Raw genomic sequence first — 16461 nt, 5'->3', positions numbered from 1 at the left:
CCCGGCCGATCGGCCGCGTCGGCCACGTACGAGGCGGGGATGCGGACCGAGACCCTCGCCCCCGGGGTTCCGCTTGAGCACCATGTCACCCGGCAGGAGTCGCACCAGCTCTGTGCCGCGGGCGGCCGTGACGTCGTCACGGCCGCCCATCAGCCTCTCACTCATCGGGTCCATCCAGGGGGTCGCGGGCTCGCCGGCGCCCCCGGCACCTACCCCGTCCCGGCCGTCGCCGAGCAGATCGGTGCCCTCGTCGATCCCGGCCCGAGAACCCTCCCGCCCGGCGCCGCCTCGCTGTCGCGCCGGCTCCGCGGCACAGTCGTCACGACACTTCCGGCTACCGGTCCGGCATCCAGCCCAGCTGGACCAGCGGTGTGCCGCGCTTGCGGGAGACGAAGGTGCCTCGGCCCGGTGGCATCGGGCGCGGGCGGACGTTGCCGATGATGTCGCCCTCGCTCGGGTCGCCCGACAGTACGATGCCCTGCGCGCCCAGCTCCTTCACGCGCTGCATGAAGGGCTCGTACAGACCCCGCGAGGCGCCCGCGGCGCTGCGGGCCACGATGAAGCGGATACCGACGTCCCGCGCGAACGGCAGGTTCTCCACCAGCACCTGGAGCGGGTTGCCGGAGTTCGTCGCCACCAGCTCGTAGTCGTCGATGAGGACGAACAGCTGCGGGCCCGTCCACCAGCTGCGGTCGCGCAGCTGCTGCGGCGTGATGTCCGGCTTCGGCGCGCGCTTCTCCATCACCGTGCTGATCGCGTCCATGTGCATCTGCATGGCGGACGCCATCGGCGCGTACTCCAGCAGGTGCGAGGGCGCCACGGCCTCCAGCATGGTGCGCCGGTAGTCACCGACCACGATCCGCGCCTGCTCCGGCGTGTACCGCTCGCACAGCTGCTTGGCGATCAGCCGCAGCAGCGCCGTCTTGCCGGACTCGCTCTCACCGAAGATGAGGAAGAACGGATCCGACTCGAAGTCGACGAACACCGGCTCCAGGTTGGTCTCGTCGATGCCGATCGCGATGCCGTGCTGCGGGTACTCGAAGCCCTTCGGGAGCTGCTCCGCCGGCAGCTTGCGCGGCAGCAGCCGCACGCCCGGCGCCGCCGGACCGGCCCAGCCGCCGCGGACGGCCTGCACGAACGCCGCCGTCCCGTCCGCCAGATCGTGTCCGGAGCTGGAGCCGTCGATACGCGGCAGCGCACCCATGAAGTGCAGCTTCTCCGGCACCTGGCCGCGCCCCGGCACACCCGGCGGCACGTTCGCGGCGACCTTGCGGTCGAACTCGGAGTCCATGACATCGCCGAGCCGCAGTTCCAGACGCCCCAGCATCTGGTCCTTCAGTGCCGCCCGGACCTCCATGTACCGCGCCGCCGTGATCACGACGTGCACGCCGTAGCCCAGACCGCGCGAGGCGATGTCCGCGACGACCGGCTCCAGGGTGTCGTAGTCGTTCTTGAAACCGCCCCAGCCGTCGATCACCAGGAACACATCGCCCCAGGCCTCGCCCGGCAGCTCACCAGCCGCCCGCTTGCGGCGGTAGGTGGCGATGGAGTCGATGCGGTTCGCCCGGAAGAACTCCTCCCGCCGGTTGAGCACACCCATGACCTCGGCGACCGTACGCCGTACCCGCTCCGGGTCCAGCCGGGACGCGATCCCGCCCACGTGCGGCAGGTCCGCCAGCGACGCCAGACCGCCACCACCGAAGTCCAGCCCGTAGAACTGCACCTCGTGCGGGGTGTGGGTGAGCGCGAACGACGAGATCAGCGTCCGCATCAGAGTCGACTTTCCGGACTGCGGACCGCCGACGACCATCATGTGGCCCGCCGCACCCGAGAAGTCCCGGTACAGCACCTCGCGACGCTGCTCGAACGGCTTGTCGATCAGACCCAGCGGCACGATCAGACCGCCCGGGCGGGTGTACTCCGTCGCCGTGAGGCCCCGGTCCGCGGTCTGCGCCAGGCCCGGCAGCAGATGGTCCAGCGTCGGCGCCTGGTCCAGTGGCGGCAGCCACACCTGGTGCGCCGGCACACCCTGGCCCTCCAGCCGGCGCACGATGACATCGAGCACCGTGTCCGCGAGGGCGTCGTCCTCCTCGTTCCGCGAGGAGGACAGGTACGCCGGGTCCGGCGCCGCGTACACCACCGGCACCGGCGCCGCGGTGAACAGCGCGGGGCGCCGCTCGATCGGCAGGTGGTCCGCCGACAGCTGCGGCCCGCCCGTGCGGTACGTCCCCGACACGTACGCCGCCTTGAAGCGCGTCATCTCGTCCGTGCCGAACTTCAGGTAGCCGGAACCCGGCACCGACGGCAGGTGGTACGCGTCGGGCACACCGATCGCCGTACGCGACTCCGCCGCCGAGAACGTCCGCAGACCGATCCGGTACGACAGATACGTGTCCAGGCCCCGCAGCTTGCCCTCCTCCAGACGCTGCGAGGCGAGCAGCAGATGCACACCCAGCGAACGGCCGATACGGCCGATCTGGATGAACATGTCGATGAAGTCGGGCTTGGCGGTGAGCAGTTCGGAGAACTCGTCGATGACGAGGACCAGCGAGGCCAGCGGCTCCAGCGGGGCACCCGCCGCGCGCGCCTTCTCGTAGTCGTGGATGTTGGCGTAGTTGCCCGCCGAGCGCAGCAGCTCCTGCCGGCGCTGCAGCTCACCGCGGATCGCGTCACCCATGCGGTCCACCAGCGTCAGGTCGTCCGCCAGGTTGGTGATGACCGCGGCGACGTGCGGCATCTGCGACATGCCCGCGAACGTCGCACCACCCTTGAAGTCCGCCAGCACGAAGTTCAGGGTCTCCGAGGAGTGCGTCACGGCCAGACCCAGGACCAGCGTGCGCAGCAGCTCCGACTTGCCGGAACCCGTCGCACCCACACACAGACCGTGCGGGCCCATGCCCTCCTGCGCGGCCTCCTTGAGGTCCAGCATCACCGGCTGGCCGTCCTCGCCGACACCGATCGGCACCCGCAGCCGCTCGGCCGTCGACCGGGGCCGCCACGTCCGGGCCACGTCCACCGCGGCCGCGTCGCCCAGGTTCAGCAGATCCGTGAAGTCCAGGTTGGCCAGCAGGGGTTCGTCGTCGTCGCCCCCGCCCATCCGCAGCGGCGCCAGCTGACGGGCCAGCGCCTCGGCCGCCGGCAGCGAGATCGTGTCCGCCGCACCCTCGTACGCGAAACCGGAACCCGACTCCAGCCGCAGCCGCCCCGGCCGCACGACCACCGAGAGGCCACCGCGCGGCTCGTCCAGATCGCCGGAGATCACCTCGATGATGGTCACGCCCTGCAGCCCCTCGGCCGCCGCGAACAGCGAGTCCGGCGGCACCATGCCACCGTCCAGGACCACCACCACGTGCGGCTGGTCCAGCACCGGCTGGTTCTCCCGGCTGAACCGCGGCCGCCCGTCCAGCTTGGCGCGCAGCATCTGCTCCAGCTCGCCCAGGTCGTCGCCGAACAGCCGCTTCGTACCGGCCCCGTCGACCTGACCCGGCACCTGGGTGTGCGGCAGCCACTTCGTCCAGTCCCAGCGCGCCACCGCACCGGGCGCGGCCACCACCGCGACCACCAGGTCCTCGGGCGAGTGCAGCGTCACCAGCTGCGACACCAGCGCCCGCGCCGATCCCTGCGCCGCCTCCGGCTCACCGGAGACCGTCACGTGGTAGAAGGCCCGCATCGACACGGCCATCGGCAGCCCGTCCAACGAGCCGTGCACCGCCAGGAACTGCTGCATCGCGCCCGCGCACAGCGGCTCCAGCTCGTCGACCGGCGCCGTCTCAGGCGCGACGAGCGGAGTGGACAGCTGCTGCGCGCCGAGCCCCAGCCGCACCTGACCGAAGTCCTTGTCGCCCACGCGCCGTTCCCACACGCGCGAGCCCTCCGCCACCACCGACCACAACTGCTCGGGAGCCGGGTGCAGATACAACTGCGCGTCCCGCTGCTTGCGGGCCGTCTTCCGGACCGTACGCCGGGTCTGGGCAAGGTATTTGAGGTAGTCGCGCCGCACATCGGCAATTTGCCCCTGCGTACCGCGCCGGTACCTGACGATCTGCGCGGCGATCATCGCGACCGTCGACACCAGCATCAGAACGCCCATGATGCGCATGAAGGGAGGCGCCTGCGGCGAGAAGAAGAAGACCACCGACGAGCCCATGCCGAGGACCGGCAGGATCTGCATCAGCATGCCTTCCTGCTGCCCCCGCGGAAGCTCGGGCGGGGACTCCAGAGTCAGCTGTTCCGTGGGCACTTCCGGCGGAAGGGACCTCGGCGGGCGTTTGACGACGATCTGGCTCACCGGAGCATCAATCCCTCGGATACGGACGGAAATCGGAAGGCACGATCCGCACCGGCGCCCCCGCGACAGTTCTGCCGAGCGGACATCCCCCGCTCGGACGGTGATCCTACTTGCAACCCCCGGCACCACTCCCCGGTAGGGTGGCGCGCGCAGTGTGCGCAACCGCGAATCAGGGGGTCCAGACACGTGAGTACGTCCGTAGCGACCGGCTTCTGCCGCGTCACCGTCGTGGCGCCGGACAGCCGCATCGATGTCGCCCTTCCCGAGGACATCGCCGTCGCCGACGTCTACCCGGAGATCCTGCGCCTCACCGGCCAGACCCAGGCCGCCGGTACCCCCACCGGCTACCACCTGGTGCGCCGTGACGGCTCCGTCCTCGACGGCGCCCGCACACTCGCCGCCCAGCAGGTCCTCGACGGCGAGGTGCTCTCCCTGCGCCCGTTCGCCGAGTCCCTGCCGCCTGCGGTCTTCGACGACGTCTCCGACGCCGTCGCCTCCGCCGTCACCCGCGACCGTCACCTGTGGAGCGACGACCTGCTGCGCGGCGCCGGGCTCGTCGGTGGTGTGCTGCTGCTCGTCCTGATGGGCTTCGTCCTCTGGTTCGCCGACCCGCTGCGCCACGACATGCACAGCCTGCCCGGCATCATCGCGGGCGCCGCGGGCCTGCTGCTCACCGCCTTCGCCGGCGTGCGCGCCCGGGTCTACGGCGACCGCGCCACCGCCGTCGCGCTCGGCCTCGGCGCCCTGCCGCTGCTGCTCATCGCCGGCTCCGGCATCATCGGCCCGAACGCCGGCGACGGCCCCGGCAAGCTGCAGTTCCTGCTCGGCTGCGTGACGGTCCTGATCGCCTCCGTCACCCTCGTCGCGCTCACCCCGAGCGGCGACGCCCCCTTCGTCGCGGCGACCTTCCTCGCCGTCGTCGGCACCCTCGCCACCTTCGGCGCGATCCTCACCAAGGCCTCCGCCACCGCCACCGCCGCCGTCTGCGCCCCTGTCGCCATCGGCCTGGTCGCCTTCCTGCCGGGCCTCTCCGCCCGCTTCGCGCGCCTCCCCATCGGCTACGCCTCGCCCCGCAGCGCCACCGACGAGTTCGCCAATCCCGGCGAGGAGACCCCCGAGGCCGAGCCCGTCGACGCCGAGCGCATCGCGCTCCAGGCCCGTCGCGGCCACGAGATGCTGCTCGGCCTGGTCGGCGGCTGCGCGGCCGTCGTCGTCGCCTGCGCGGCCGTCCTCGGCTTCACCGGCAACGTCTGGGGCCAGCTCCTCGCCCTCGGCGCCGGGCTCGCCATGCTGCTGCGGGCCCGGCTCTTCCGCTACACCTCGCAGGTCGCCTGTGCCCTGGTCGCCGGCATCGCCGCGATCGCCCTGCTCGTCCTGGGCCTCTCCCTCAACCCGCCGCTGGACCTCGTCCAGGACCTGATCATGTACGGCGACCGGGGCGGCCTGGACATCCGTACGATCTGGCTCACCGCCTCGGTCGCCGCGGGCGCCGCCATGATCACCGCGATCGGGCTGATCATCCCCAGGAAGGGCCTCTCGCCCTTCTGGGGCCGCCTGCTCGACCTCACCGAGGGGTTCGTGCTGCTCTCCCTGGTTCCGCTCTGCCTGGCCGTCCTGGACGTCTTCAACGCCGCCCGCTCGCTGACGAGCAAGTGAACGGGGCTCTCGCGGGCTGGTACGCTGTGTGACGGCCGTTTGTGTACGCGCTTCCGGATCATCTGGAGGCAGCGCTCATCGGACCTTCGCCTCCGAGTCACGGAAGCTCCCCTGAGACAAAGACCAGGGGCACTCGCGGGCGCATCGAACACCAAGAGGAGTACCGAGTGTCTCTCGACGCCGCTACGAAGAAGCAGATCATGGCCGAGTTCGGCACCAAGGAGGGCGACACCGGCTCCCCCGAGGTCCAGGTCGCGCTGCTCTCCCGCCGCATCTCGGACCTGACCGAGCACCTCAAGACCCACAAGCACGACCACCACTCCCGCCGTGGTCTGCTGATCCTGGTCGGCCAGCGCCGCCGCCTGCTGCAGTACCTGGCCAAGAAGGACATCCAGCGCTTCCGTGCGCTGGTCGACCGCCTCGGCATCCGCCGCGGTGCGGCCGGCGGTGCCAAGTAAGACGCCGTGAAGGGAGCGGTTCCCACGCAAGAGGGGGCCGCTCCCTTTGCTGTACGCGCAGTGACCGGAATGCCAACCTGGGCACAAGCTCAGTAATCTGGTCGCACAACGCAATAACGGAAACCCCATAACGCCGCAAAGGCACAGGAGAGGCGCCCCTCGCCGCCGCCGGTCCTCGGTAGTGGCCCCCGGGACACACACCCCGGGTGCTTCGATCGAAGACCGGCCCGCACACAAGGCGCGCTTCTCCACCCCCGTCCCTCGCCACACGGGCGTCGGGGACGCAAAGACGACAAAGTAACGGAGAAATCGCTAGTGGAGAACGAGACCCACTACGCCGAGGCCGTCATCGACAACGGCTCCTTCGGCACCCGCACCATCCGCTTCGAGACGGGCCGCCTGGCCAAGCAGGCCGCCGGCTCCGCCGTGGCCTACCTGGACGACGACACCATGGTGCTGTCGGCCACCACCGCTTCCAAGAAGCCCAAGGACCAGCTCGACTTCTTCCCCCTGACGGTGGACGTCGAGGAGCGGATGTACGCGGCCGGCAAGATCCCCGGCTCCTTCTTCCGCCGTGAGGGCCGTCCCTCCGAGGACGCCGTCCTCACCTGCCGCCTGATCGACCGGCCGCTGCGCCCCTCCTTCAAGAAGGGCCTGCGCAACGAGATCCAGATCGTCGAGACGATCATGGCGCTCAACCCCGACCACCTGTACGACGTGGTCGCGATCAACGCCGCCTCCTGCTCCACGCAGCTGGCCGGCCTGCCCTTCTCCGGCCCGATCGGCGGCACCCGTGTCGCGCTGATCAACGGCCAGTGGGTCGCGTTCCCGACGCACACCGAGCTCGAGGACGCCGTCTTCGACATGGTCGTCGCCGGTCGCGTCCTGGAGGACGGCGACGTCGCGATCATGATGGTCGAGGCCGAGGCCACCGAGAAGACCATCCAGCTCGTCAAGGGCGGCGCCGAGGCGCCCACCGAGGAGGTCGTCGCCGCCGGTCTCGAGGCCGCGAAGCCCTTCATCAAGGTCCTCTGCAAGGCCCAGTCGGACCTCGCCGCCAAGGCCGCCAAGCCGGTCGGCGAGTTCCCGGTCTTCCTCGACTACCAGGACGACGTCCTGGAGGCGCTGACCGCCGCGGTGAAGAACGAGCTCTCCCAGGCGCTCACCATCGCCGGCAAGCAGGAGCGCGAGGCCGAGCTGGACCGCGTCAAGGAGATCGCCGCCGAGAAGCTGCTCCCGCAGTTCGAGGGCCGCGAGAAGGAGGTCTCCGCCGCGTACCGCGCGCTGACCAAGAAGCTGGTCCGCGAGCGCGTCATCAAGGACAAGGTCCGCATCGACGGCCGTGGCCTGACGGACATCCGTACGCTCGCCGCCGAGGTCGAGGCCATCCCGCGCGTGCACGGCTCCGCGCTGTTCGAGCGTGGCGAGACCCAGATCCTGGGCGTCACCACCCTCAACATGCTCCGCATGGAGCAGCAGCTGGACACCCTCTCCCCGGTGACCCGCAAGCGCTACATGCACAACTACAACTTCCCGCCGTACTCCGTCGGTGAGACCGGCCGCGTGGGCTCGCCCAAGCGCCGCGAGATCGGCCACGGCGCGCTCGCCGAGCGCGCGATCGTGCCGGTGCTGCCGACGCGCGAGGAGTTCCCGTACGCGATCCGCCAGGTGTCCGAGGCCCTCGGCTCCAACGGCTCGACGTCCATGGGCTCGGTCTGTGCCTCCACCATGTCGCTGCTGAACGCCGGTGTGCCCCTCAAGGCCCCCGTCGCCGGCATCGCCATGGGCCTGATCTCCGAGGAGATCGACGGCAAGACGCACTACGTCGCCCTCACCGACATCCTCGGTGCGGAGGACGCCTTCGGCGACATGGACTTCAAGGTCGCCGGTACGAAGGACTTCGTCACCGCTCTCCAGCTCGACACCAAGCTGGACGGCATCCCGGCCTCCGTCCTGGCCGCGGCCCTCAAGCAGGCCCGTGACGCCCGCCTCCACATCCTCGACGTGATGATGGAAGCGATCGACACCCCGGACGAGATGTCCCCGAACGCCCCGCGGATCATCACCGTCAAGATCCCCGTGGACAAGATCGGCGAGGTCATCGGCCCCAAGGGCAAGATGATCAACCAGATCCAGGAGGACACCGGCGCCGAGATCACGATCGAGGACGACGGCACCATCTACATCGGTGCCGCCGACGGCCCGGCCGCCGAGGCCGCCCGCGCCACGATCAACGGCATCGCCAACCCGACCATGCCGGAGGTCGGCGAGCGCTACCTGGGGACGGTCGTCAAGACCACCACCTTCGGTGCGTTCGTCTCCCTGCTCCCGGGCAAGGACGGCCTGCTGCACATCTCGCAGATCCGCAAGCTCGCCGGCGGCAAGCGCGTGGAGAACGTCGAGGACGTGCTCGCGGTCGGCTCCAAGGTCCAGGTCGAGATCGCCGAGATCGACCAGCGCGGCAAGCTCTCCCTGATCCCCGTGATCGCGGACGAGGAGAACGCCTCCGCCGACGGCGCCACCGAGAAGGACGACACCGACAAGTGACGTCCCGTAGTTCCAGGACGACGGCCCGCACCTCTTCGGAGGCGCGGGCCGTCGCCCGTACCCAAACGCTCCTCAAGGGCAAGGACGGCATCGGAACGGTCCGCAGGACCACCCTCCCCGGGGGCCTGCGCATCGTCACCGAGACCCTGCCCTCCGTACGCTCCGCCACCTTCGGCATCTGGGCACACGTCGGCTCGCGCGACGAGACCCCCGCCCTCAACGGTGCCACCCACTACCTGGAGCACCTCCTCTTCAAGGGCACCCACAAGCGCAGTGCCCTCGACATCTCCTCGGCGATCGACGCCGTCGGCGGAGAGATGAACGCCTTCACGGCGAAGGAGTACACCTGCTACTACGCGCGCGTGCTGGACACCGACCTGCCGCTCGCGATCGACGTGGTCTGTGACATGCTCACCGGCTCGCTGATCCTCGAAGAGGACGTCGACGCCGAGCGCGGCGTCATCCTCGAGGAGATCGCGATGACCGAGGACGACCCGGGTGACGTCGTCCACGACCTCTTCGCGAAGACGATGTTCGGCGACACCCCGCTGGGCCGCCCGGTCCTCGGCACCGTCGACACCATCGAAGCCCTGTCCGCGGACCGCATCCGCCGCTTCTACAAGAAGCACTACGACCCCACGCACCTGGTCGTCGCCGCCGCCGGCAACATCGACCACGCCACGGTCGTCCGCCAGGTCCGCAAGGCCTTCGAGAAGGCCGGTGCCCTCACCCGCACCGACGCCGTCCCCGTCACCCCCCGCGACGGCCACCGCGCCATCCGCACGGCCGGCCGCGTCGAGGTGCTGAACCGGAAGACCGAGCAGGCCCACGTCGTCCTCGGCATGCCGGGCCTCGCCCGCACCGACGACCGCCGCTGGGCCCTCGGCGTGCTGAACACCGCCCTCGGCGGCGGCATGTCCTCGCGCCTCTTCCAGGAGGTCCGCGAGAAGCGCGGCCTGGCCTACAGCGTGTACTCGTACACCTCGGGCTTCGCCGACTGCGGACTGTTCGGCGTGTACGCGGGCTGCCGCCCCAGCCAGGTCCACGACGTCCTCAAGATCTGCCGGGACGAACTGGACCGGGTCGCCCGCGAAGGCCTGTCCGACGACGAGATCAGCCGCGCCGTCGGCCAGCTCTCCGGCTCCACCGTCCTCGGCCTGGAGGACACCGGTGCCCTGATGAACCGCATGGGCAAGAGCGAGCTGTGCTGGGGCGACCAGATGTCCGTCGACGACATGCTCGCCCACATGGCCGCGGTCACCCCCGACGACGTACGCGCGGTGGCCGGCGAGCTCCTCGGACAGCGCCCGTCGCTGTCCGTGATCGGCCCCCTGAAGGACAAGCAGGCGGACCGCCTGCACGAAGCGGTGTCCTGACGCCAAGCGAAGGAAGTACGAGCATGAGCAGCAAGCTGCGGGTCGCGGTCATCGGCGCCAAGGGACGCATCGGCTCCGAAGCCGTACGCGCCGTCGAGGCCGCCGACGACATGGAACTGGTCGCGGCCCTCGGCCGGGGCGACAAGCTGGAGACCCTCGCGGAGAAGGGCGCCCAGGTCGCGGTCGAACTGACCACGCCGGCCTCCGTGATGGGCAACCTCGACTTCTGCGTCCGTCACGGCATCCACGCCGTCGTCGGTACGACCGGCTGGACCGAGGACCGGCTGAGCCAGCTGAACGGCTGGCTGGAGGCATCCCCGGAGACCGGCGTCCTCATCGCCCCCAACTTCTCCATCGGGGCGGTCCTCACCATGAAGTTCGCGGCCCAGGCGGCCCGTTACTTCGAGTCGGTCGAGGTCGTCGAGCTGCACCACCCGAACAAGGTGGACGCCCCCAGCGGCACCGCCACCCGCACCGCCCAGCTCATCGCCGCCGCCCGCGCCGAAGCGGGCTGCGCCCCACAGCCCGACGCGACGGCGACCGCCCTGGACGGTGCGCGCGGCGCGGACGTCGACGGCGTCCCGGTCCACGCCGTGCGCCTGCGCGGGCTGCTCGCCCACCAGGAGGTCCTCCTCGGTGGCGAGGGCGAGACGCTGACGATCCGCCACGACTCGCTCCACCACAGCAGCTTCATGCCGGGCATTCTGCTGGGCGCTCGCCGCGTGGTCACCACCCCGGGCCTCACCTTCGGCCTGGAACACTTCCTGGACCTGGGCTGATGCGCGCGAAGCTCACCTACGCCATCACGGCGGCCGTCCTGGTCGTGTACTTCGTCCTGGTCGGCAGCCGTGGCGTCATGCTGATCCAGCAGGGCACCGCACTCACCGTCACCTTCGGTGGCGCGGTGCTCGTCATGCCGGTCATCGGCATCTGGTTCCTGTGGAAGAACACGCAGTTCGTCACCAAGGCCAACCGGCTCGCCGCCGTGCTCGAGGCGGAGGGCGGCCTGCCGGTCGACGAGCTGAAGCGCACGCCCGGCGGCCGTATCGACCGCGACTCGGCCGACGCCGTCTTCGCCAAGCGGCGTGAGGAGACCGAGGATTCACCGGACGACTGGCGCTGCTGGTTCCGGCTCGCGGTCGCCTACCACGACGCCCGTGACACCCCGCGCGCCCGCAAGGCGATGCAGCGCGCGATCGCCCTCCACGAGGGCAGGCCGGCCGCGTCCTAGGCCTGAGCCGGCCCGTACTCGGCGGTCCACGCCTCGACGGTGTCGGCCGCCCGGTCGAACGCCTCGACCCGGGACAGGAAATCGGCGTTGTGGTCGGTGAGCAGCGTCAGCTGCTCACCGCCCTGCCGTACGAGGACGAGCGCCTGCCCCTGCACGGTGCGCGGCAGCCCGAGCCAGCGCACGGGCTGCTGCACCGTCCGTACGGCCGAGACGCTCGCCCAGGGCAGGGTCTGCGTCCGGAAGAAGCCGACCCTGCGCGTCCCCCGGCGGCTCACCCAGGTGCCCATGCGCAGCACCCGCAGCGCGCAGCAGATGACCAGGGTGGCGAGCCCGAGGCACACCGCAACCCCCGGAAGGGCCCCGGCGAACGCGATGATCATCGTCGCCAGCAGCATGAACGAGGCGAGCAACAGTGCCAGCGCCGCCGCGGCGACCCGCCAGGGCCCCGGCCGGTAGGGACGGCGCCACTGGTCGTGATCGTCGAACGGAAGCGCGACGTCGTCGCTGCTCGCGTCGAAAGCACGATCGGCCGTCAGAAAGGGCAGGGGCACGACTGATCCTCACTCATACGCACGCTCGTTTGGGCTGTGCCCGGTGAGGCTACCCAGCGCCCTGACGCCCGGCCACCCCAGGGGTCCGTATGGGGTCAGCGGCCCTGCGAGGCCTCGGACTGCTGCGTGTGACCGGCCGACGGGCCGGACTCCATGGCAGGCAGCCCGAACAGCAGCGACCCGGCCAGACCGGCGACGACGGTCAGTCCGAGGAGCGTACGGCCCGCCACCTCCGACAGACTGGGCCGCTGGCGGTCCGGAGGGGTGACGTTACTGCGGAAGCGGTCGGCCTCGGCGACGAACGCGAACGGGACTGCCTCACGCCGGCGGAACATGTGAGTTCTCTCCTTGAAAGCTCGTGATGGACGCTGCTACAGGGACAGACGTACGCAGCGGCGATTTGGTGCCCGAATTCCCCAGATTGACCGAGCAATGTCCCGAGCCGTGTCCTGTCGGTGCCGGGCCGTAGAGTGGGCGCCGCCCGAGCGACGTAATTGGAAGGACCCCGCCGGTGACCGACACCCCCACCGAAGAGCTCAAGCCCAGCTTCCGCAGCGACGTGACCGTCGAACTGGTCAAGCACACCGCTGCCGACTCCGACGTGCTGTGGGCCGCCCGGGTCTCCACCGCCGGCGAGCAGTCGCTCGAGGAACTCCAGAAGGACCCGGAGCGGTCGAAGGGGCTCATCAACTACCTGATGCGGGACCGGCACGGCAGCCCCTTCGAGCACAACTCCATGACCTTCTTCATCAGCGCCCCCATCTTCGTCTTCCGCGAGTTCATGCGGCACCGGGTGGGCTGGTCGTACAACGAGGAGTCGGGCCGCTACCGGGAGCTGCAGCCGGTGTTCTACGTGCCGGACGCCTCCCGCAAGCTGGTCCAGGAGGGCCGCCCGGGCAAGTACGTCTTCGTCGAGGGCACCGAGGAGCAGTCCCGGCTCGTGCGGGACACGATGGAGTCCTCCTACATCCAGGCGTACGAGGCGTACCAGGAGATGCTGGCCGCCGGCGTCGCCCGCGAGGTCGCCCGTTCGGTGCTCCCGGTCGGTCTGTTCTCGTCCATGTACGCCACCTGTAACGCCCGCTCGCTGATGCACTTCCTCGGCCTGCGCACCCAGCACGAACTGGCGAAGGTGCCGTCCTTCCCGCAGCGGGAGATCGAGATGGTCGGCGAGAAGATGGAGGAGCAGTGGGCGCGGCTGATGCCGCTCACCTACGCCGCCTTCAACGCCAACGGCCGCGTCGCCCCCTGAGCCACACCCGTCTCGCCAGGCACAGATGTACGGATCAGCCGCCCGAAGTGTCCGTATTGCGGCGTTCCGAGAAGTTCATCTAGGCTGATCAAACGGACCCGGCACTGCTTGAACCCCCGAGCAGGCAGTGCCGGGATCCACCTCCCCGCACCCCCCAGGGGGACACCCATCACGTCCCCCGAGGGGTCCCAGTGCGCTGAGCAGCGAGTAGCGTGTTACCCATGGCTCCGATCTCCACTCCGCAGACCCCCTTCGGGCGGGTTCTCACCGCTATGGTCACGCCCTTCACGGCGGACGGCGCGCTCGACCTCGACGGCGCTCAGCGGCTCGCTGCCCATCTGGTGGACGCAGGCAACGACGGCCTGATCATCAACGGCACCACCGGCGAGTCCCCGACCACCAGCGACGCGGAGAAAGACCAGCTCGTACGAGCGGTCCTGGAGGCCGTCGGCGATCGCGCCCACGTCGTCGCCGGCATCGGCACCAACGACACCCACCACTCCATCGAGCTCGCCCGCACCGCCGAACGCGCCGGCGCTCACGGCCTGCTCGCAGTGACGCCTTACTACAACAAGCCCCCTCAGGAGGGCCTGTACCGTCACTTCTCGGCCATCGCCGACTCCACCGCCCTGCCCGTGATGCTCTACGACATCCCCGGCCGCAGCGGTGTCCCGATCGACACCGAGACGATCGTCCGGCTCGCCGATCACCCCCGCATCGTCGCCAACAAGGACGCCAAGGGTGACCTGGGCCGTGCCGGCTGGGCCATCGCCCGCAGCGGTCTCGCCTGGTACTCCGGCGACGACATGCTGAACCTGCCCCTGCTCTCCGTGGGCGCCGTCGGCTTCGTCTCCGTCGTCGGCCATGTGGTCACGCCCGACCTCAGGGCCCTCGTCGACGCCTTCGTCTCCGGGGACGTGCAGAAGGCCACCGAGATCCACCAGAAGCTGCTCCCGGTCTACACCGGCATGTTCCGCACCCAGGGTGTCATGACCACCAAGGCCGCGCTCGCCCTCCAGGGCCTGCCCGCCGGCCCGCTGCGCCTCCCCCTCGTGGAGCTCAGCCCGGAGGAAACCACTCAGCTCAAGATCGATCTCGCCGCCGGCGGGGTAGAGCTGTAGTCAAAGACTTCACAACTGAATATGAAACAACTGCATCAAGATCAACAACCAGACAACAGCAAGTGCACGAATGTCATGCGCGCCACGTGCCTCAGCGGTACGTGGCGTGCGTGGTGAGGAGAGTCTTTTGAGTCATCCGCATCCGGAACTGGGCGCGCCCCCCAAGCTCCCCAAGGGCGGCCTGCGCGTCACCCCGCTCGGCGGCCTCGGGGAGATCGGCCGCAACATGACCGTCTTCGAATACGACGGCCGCCTCCTGATCGTCGACTGCGGCGTGCTCTTCCCCGAGGAGGAGCAGCCCGGTATCGACCTGATCCTGCCGGACTTCACCACCATCCGGGACCGCCTCGACGACATCGAGGGCATCGTCCTCACGCACGGTCACGAGGACCACATCGGTGGCGTCCCCTACCTTCTGCGCCTGAAGCCCGACATCCCGCTGATCGGCTCCAAGCTGACCCTCGCCCTCATCGAGGCCAAGCTCCAGGAGCACCGCATCCGCCCGTACAGCCTCGAAGTCGCCGAGGGGCAGCGCGAGCAGCTCGGCCCCTTCAACTGCGAATTCGTCGCGGTCAACCACTCCATCCCCGACGCCCTGGCCGTCGCCATCCGCACTCCCGCGGGCATGGTCGTCCACACCGGCGACTTCAAGATGGACCAGCTCCCGCTGGACAACCGCCTCACCGACCTCCACGCCTTCGCCCGGCTGAGCGAGGAGGGCATCGACCTCCTGCTGTCGGACTCCACGAACGCCGAGGTCCCGGGCTTCACCTCGCACGAGCGCGACATCTCCAACGTCATGCGCTCCGTCTTCGCCGGTGCCCAGAAGCGGATCATCGTGGCCAGCTTCGCCAGCCACGTCCACCGCATCCAGCAGATCCTCGACGCGGCCCACGAGTACGGCCGCCGGGTCGCCTTCGTCGGCCGCTCCATGGTCCGCAACATGGGCATCGCCCGTGACCTGGGCTATCTGAGGGTTCCCGCCGGTCTGGTCGTGGACGTGAAGACCCTCGACGACCTCCCGGACGAAGAGGTCGTGCTGGTCTGCACCGGTTCCCAGGGCGAGCCGATGGCGGCACTGTCCCGCATGGCCAACCGGGACCACCAGATCCGTATCGTCCAGGGCGACACGGTCATCCTGGCGTCCTCCCTCATCCCCGGCAACGAGAACGCGGTCTACCGCGTGATCAACGGCCTCACCCGCTGGGGAGCCAACGTCGTCCACAAGGGCAACGCCAAGGTCCACGTCTCCGGGCACGCCTCGGCCGGGGAACTGCTGTACTTCTACAACATCTGCAAGCCGCGGAACCTCATGCCGGTCCACGGCGAATGGCGCCACCTGCGCGCCAACGCGGAGCTCGGCGCCCTGACGGGTGTCCCGAAGGACCGCATCGTCATCGCCGAGGACGGCGTCGTCGTCGACCTCGTCGAGGGCAAGGCCAAGATCGTCGGCAAGGTCCAGGCCGGTTACGTGTACGTCGACGGCCTCTCCGTCGGCGACGTCACCGAGACGTCCCTGAAGGACCGCCGCATCCTCGGCGACGAGGGCATCATCTCCGTCTTCGTGGTCGTCGATTCGACCACGGGCAAGATCACCGGCGGTCCGCACATCGCGGCCCGCGGTTCCGGAATCGAGGACAACGCGTTCGACGCGGTCATTCCGAGGATCGAGGACGCCCTCGCCCGCTCGGCCGCCGACGGCGTCGCGGAGCCCCACCAGCTGCAGCAGCTGATCCGCCGCACGATCGGCAAGTGGGTGTCCGACACCTACCGCCGGCGCCCGATGATCCTCCCTGTGGTCGTTGAGGTCTGACGCCTCGTCGGCTCGTACACGGAGCGGGGCCCCTCGATTTGCATCGGGGCGCCCCGCTCCAGTACGTTTACGGCTCCACCTGAACGGGAACCCGGCACATCTGTGTGCCTGACAGGGTGCCCGGGAAGGTTCGGAAATTCGACTCAGAATCTTCTGATAAAGTCGGAT

General features: G+C 69.7%; 12 protein-coding genes. 9 read left to right on the top strand and 3 right to left on the bottom strand.

Features of this window, described 5'->3' with window-relative positions; genetic code table 11:
- Window positions 1-334: 334 nt before the first annotated feature.
- Window positions 335-4288 carry a type VII secretion protein EccCa gene (eccCa, locus tag ACY34K_RS29565; RefSeq protein WP_462752544.1) on the bottom strand — a complete coding sequence of 1318 codons (3954 nt, stop codon included), beginning with the start codon at window positions 4286-4288 and terminating at the stop codon, window positions 335-337.
- Between the two features lie 186 nt (window positions 4289-4474).
- On the opposite strand from eccCa, the gene eccD reads away from it, so the two are divergent.
- The 6 genes from eccD (at window position 4475) to ACY34K_RS29535 (ending at window position 11556) form a co-directional block, all read left to right on the top strand.
- Window positions 4475-5944 (top strand): type VII secretion integral membrane protein EccD, encoded by a 1470-nt coding sequence (gene eccD / locus ACY34K_RS29560; RefSeq protein WP_462752542.1) that lies wholly within the window; start codon window positions 4475-4477, stop codon window positions 5942-5944.
- Between the two features lie 167 nt (window positions 5945-6111).
- Window positions 6112-6402, top strand: a complete 291-nt coding sequence (gene rpsO / locus ACY34K_RS29555; RefSeq protein WP_023586232.1) for a 30S ribosomal protein S15 — start codon at window positions 6112-6114, stop codon at window positions 6400-6402.
- Window positions 6403-6717: 315 nt separating this feature from the next.
- Window positions 6718-8949, top strand: a complete 2232-nt coding sequence (locus ACY34K_RS29550; RefSeq protein ID WP_462752539.1) for a polyribonucleotide nucleotidyltransferase — start codon at window positions 6718-6720, stop codon at window positions 8947-8949.
- Window positions 8946-10325, top strand: a complete 1380-nt coding sequence (locus ACY34K_RS29545) for a M16 family metallopeptidase (RefSeq protein WP_462752538.1) — start codon at window positions 8946-8948, stop codon at window positions 10323-10325. The genes ACY34K_RS29550 and ACY34K_RS29545 overlap by 4 nt, the downstream gene beginning before the upstream one ends.
- Window positions 10326-10348: 23 nt before the next feature.
- Entirely contained in the window at window positions 10349-11104 is a 756-nt protein-coding gene (gene dapB, locus ACY34K_RS29540) for a 4-hydroxy-tetrahydrodipicolinate reductase (protein WP_462752536.1), read from the top strand.
- Complete coding sequence (locus ACY34K_RS29535; protein ID WP_462752534.1) at window positions 11104-11556, top strand: tetratricopeptide repeat protein; 453 nt, start codon at window positions 11104-11106, stop codon at window positions 11554-11556. The genes dapB and ACY34K_RS29535 overlap by 1 nt, the downstream gene beginning before the upstream one ends.
- Here ACY34K_RS29535 and ACY34K_RS29530 read toward each other — a convergent pair.
- The gene (locus ACY34K_RS29530) at window positions 11553-12107 is read right to left on the bottom strand and encodes a hypothetical protein (protein ID WP_462752532.1); all 555 of its coding nucleotides are present in this window, start codon (window positions 12105-12107) and stop codon (window positions 11553-11555) included. The genes ACY34K_RS29535 and ACY34K_RS29530 overlap by 4 nt on opposite strands.
- Before the next feature lie 95 nt (window positions 12108-12202).
- Window positions 12203-12442, bottom strand: coding sequence for a hypothetical protein (locus tag ACY34K_RS29525; protein ID WP_462752530.1), 240 nt, complete (start codon window positions 12440-12442; stop codon window positions 12203-12205).
- 176 nt (window positions 12443-12618) lie between these two features.
- Between ACY34K_RS29525 and thyX the strand changes: the two genes are divergently transcribed.
- From thyX to ACY34K_RS29510, 3 genes are all read left to right on the top strand, one after another.
- Window positions 12619-13359: an FAD-dependent thymidylate synthase gene (gene thyX, locus ACY34K_RS29520; protein ID WP_462752528.1), complete on the top strand. Its 741-nt coding sequence runs from the start codon at window positions 12619-12621 to the stop codon at window positions 13357-13359.
- Window positions 13360-13580: 221 nt separating this feature from the next.
- Window positions 13581-14480, top strand: coding sequence for a 4-hydroxy-tetrahydrodipicolinate synthase (dapA, locus tag ACY34K_RS29515; RefSeq protein ID WP_462752526.1), 900 nt, complete (start codon window positions 13581-13583; stop codon window positions 14478-14480).
- Window positions 14481-14607: 127 nt separating this feature from the next.
- A complete protein-coding gene (locus ACY34K_RS29510; RefSeq protein WP_462752525.1) occupies window positions 14608-16293 on the top strand; it encodes a ribonuclease J in 1686 nt (561 codons plus the stop codon).
- Window positions 16294-16461: the final 168 nt, after the last annotated feature.

It is taken from the genome of Streptomyces sp. STAM6 (assembly GCF_054963715.1).
This window is presented reverse-complemented; position numbering and strand designations above follow the sequence as displayed.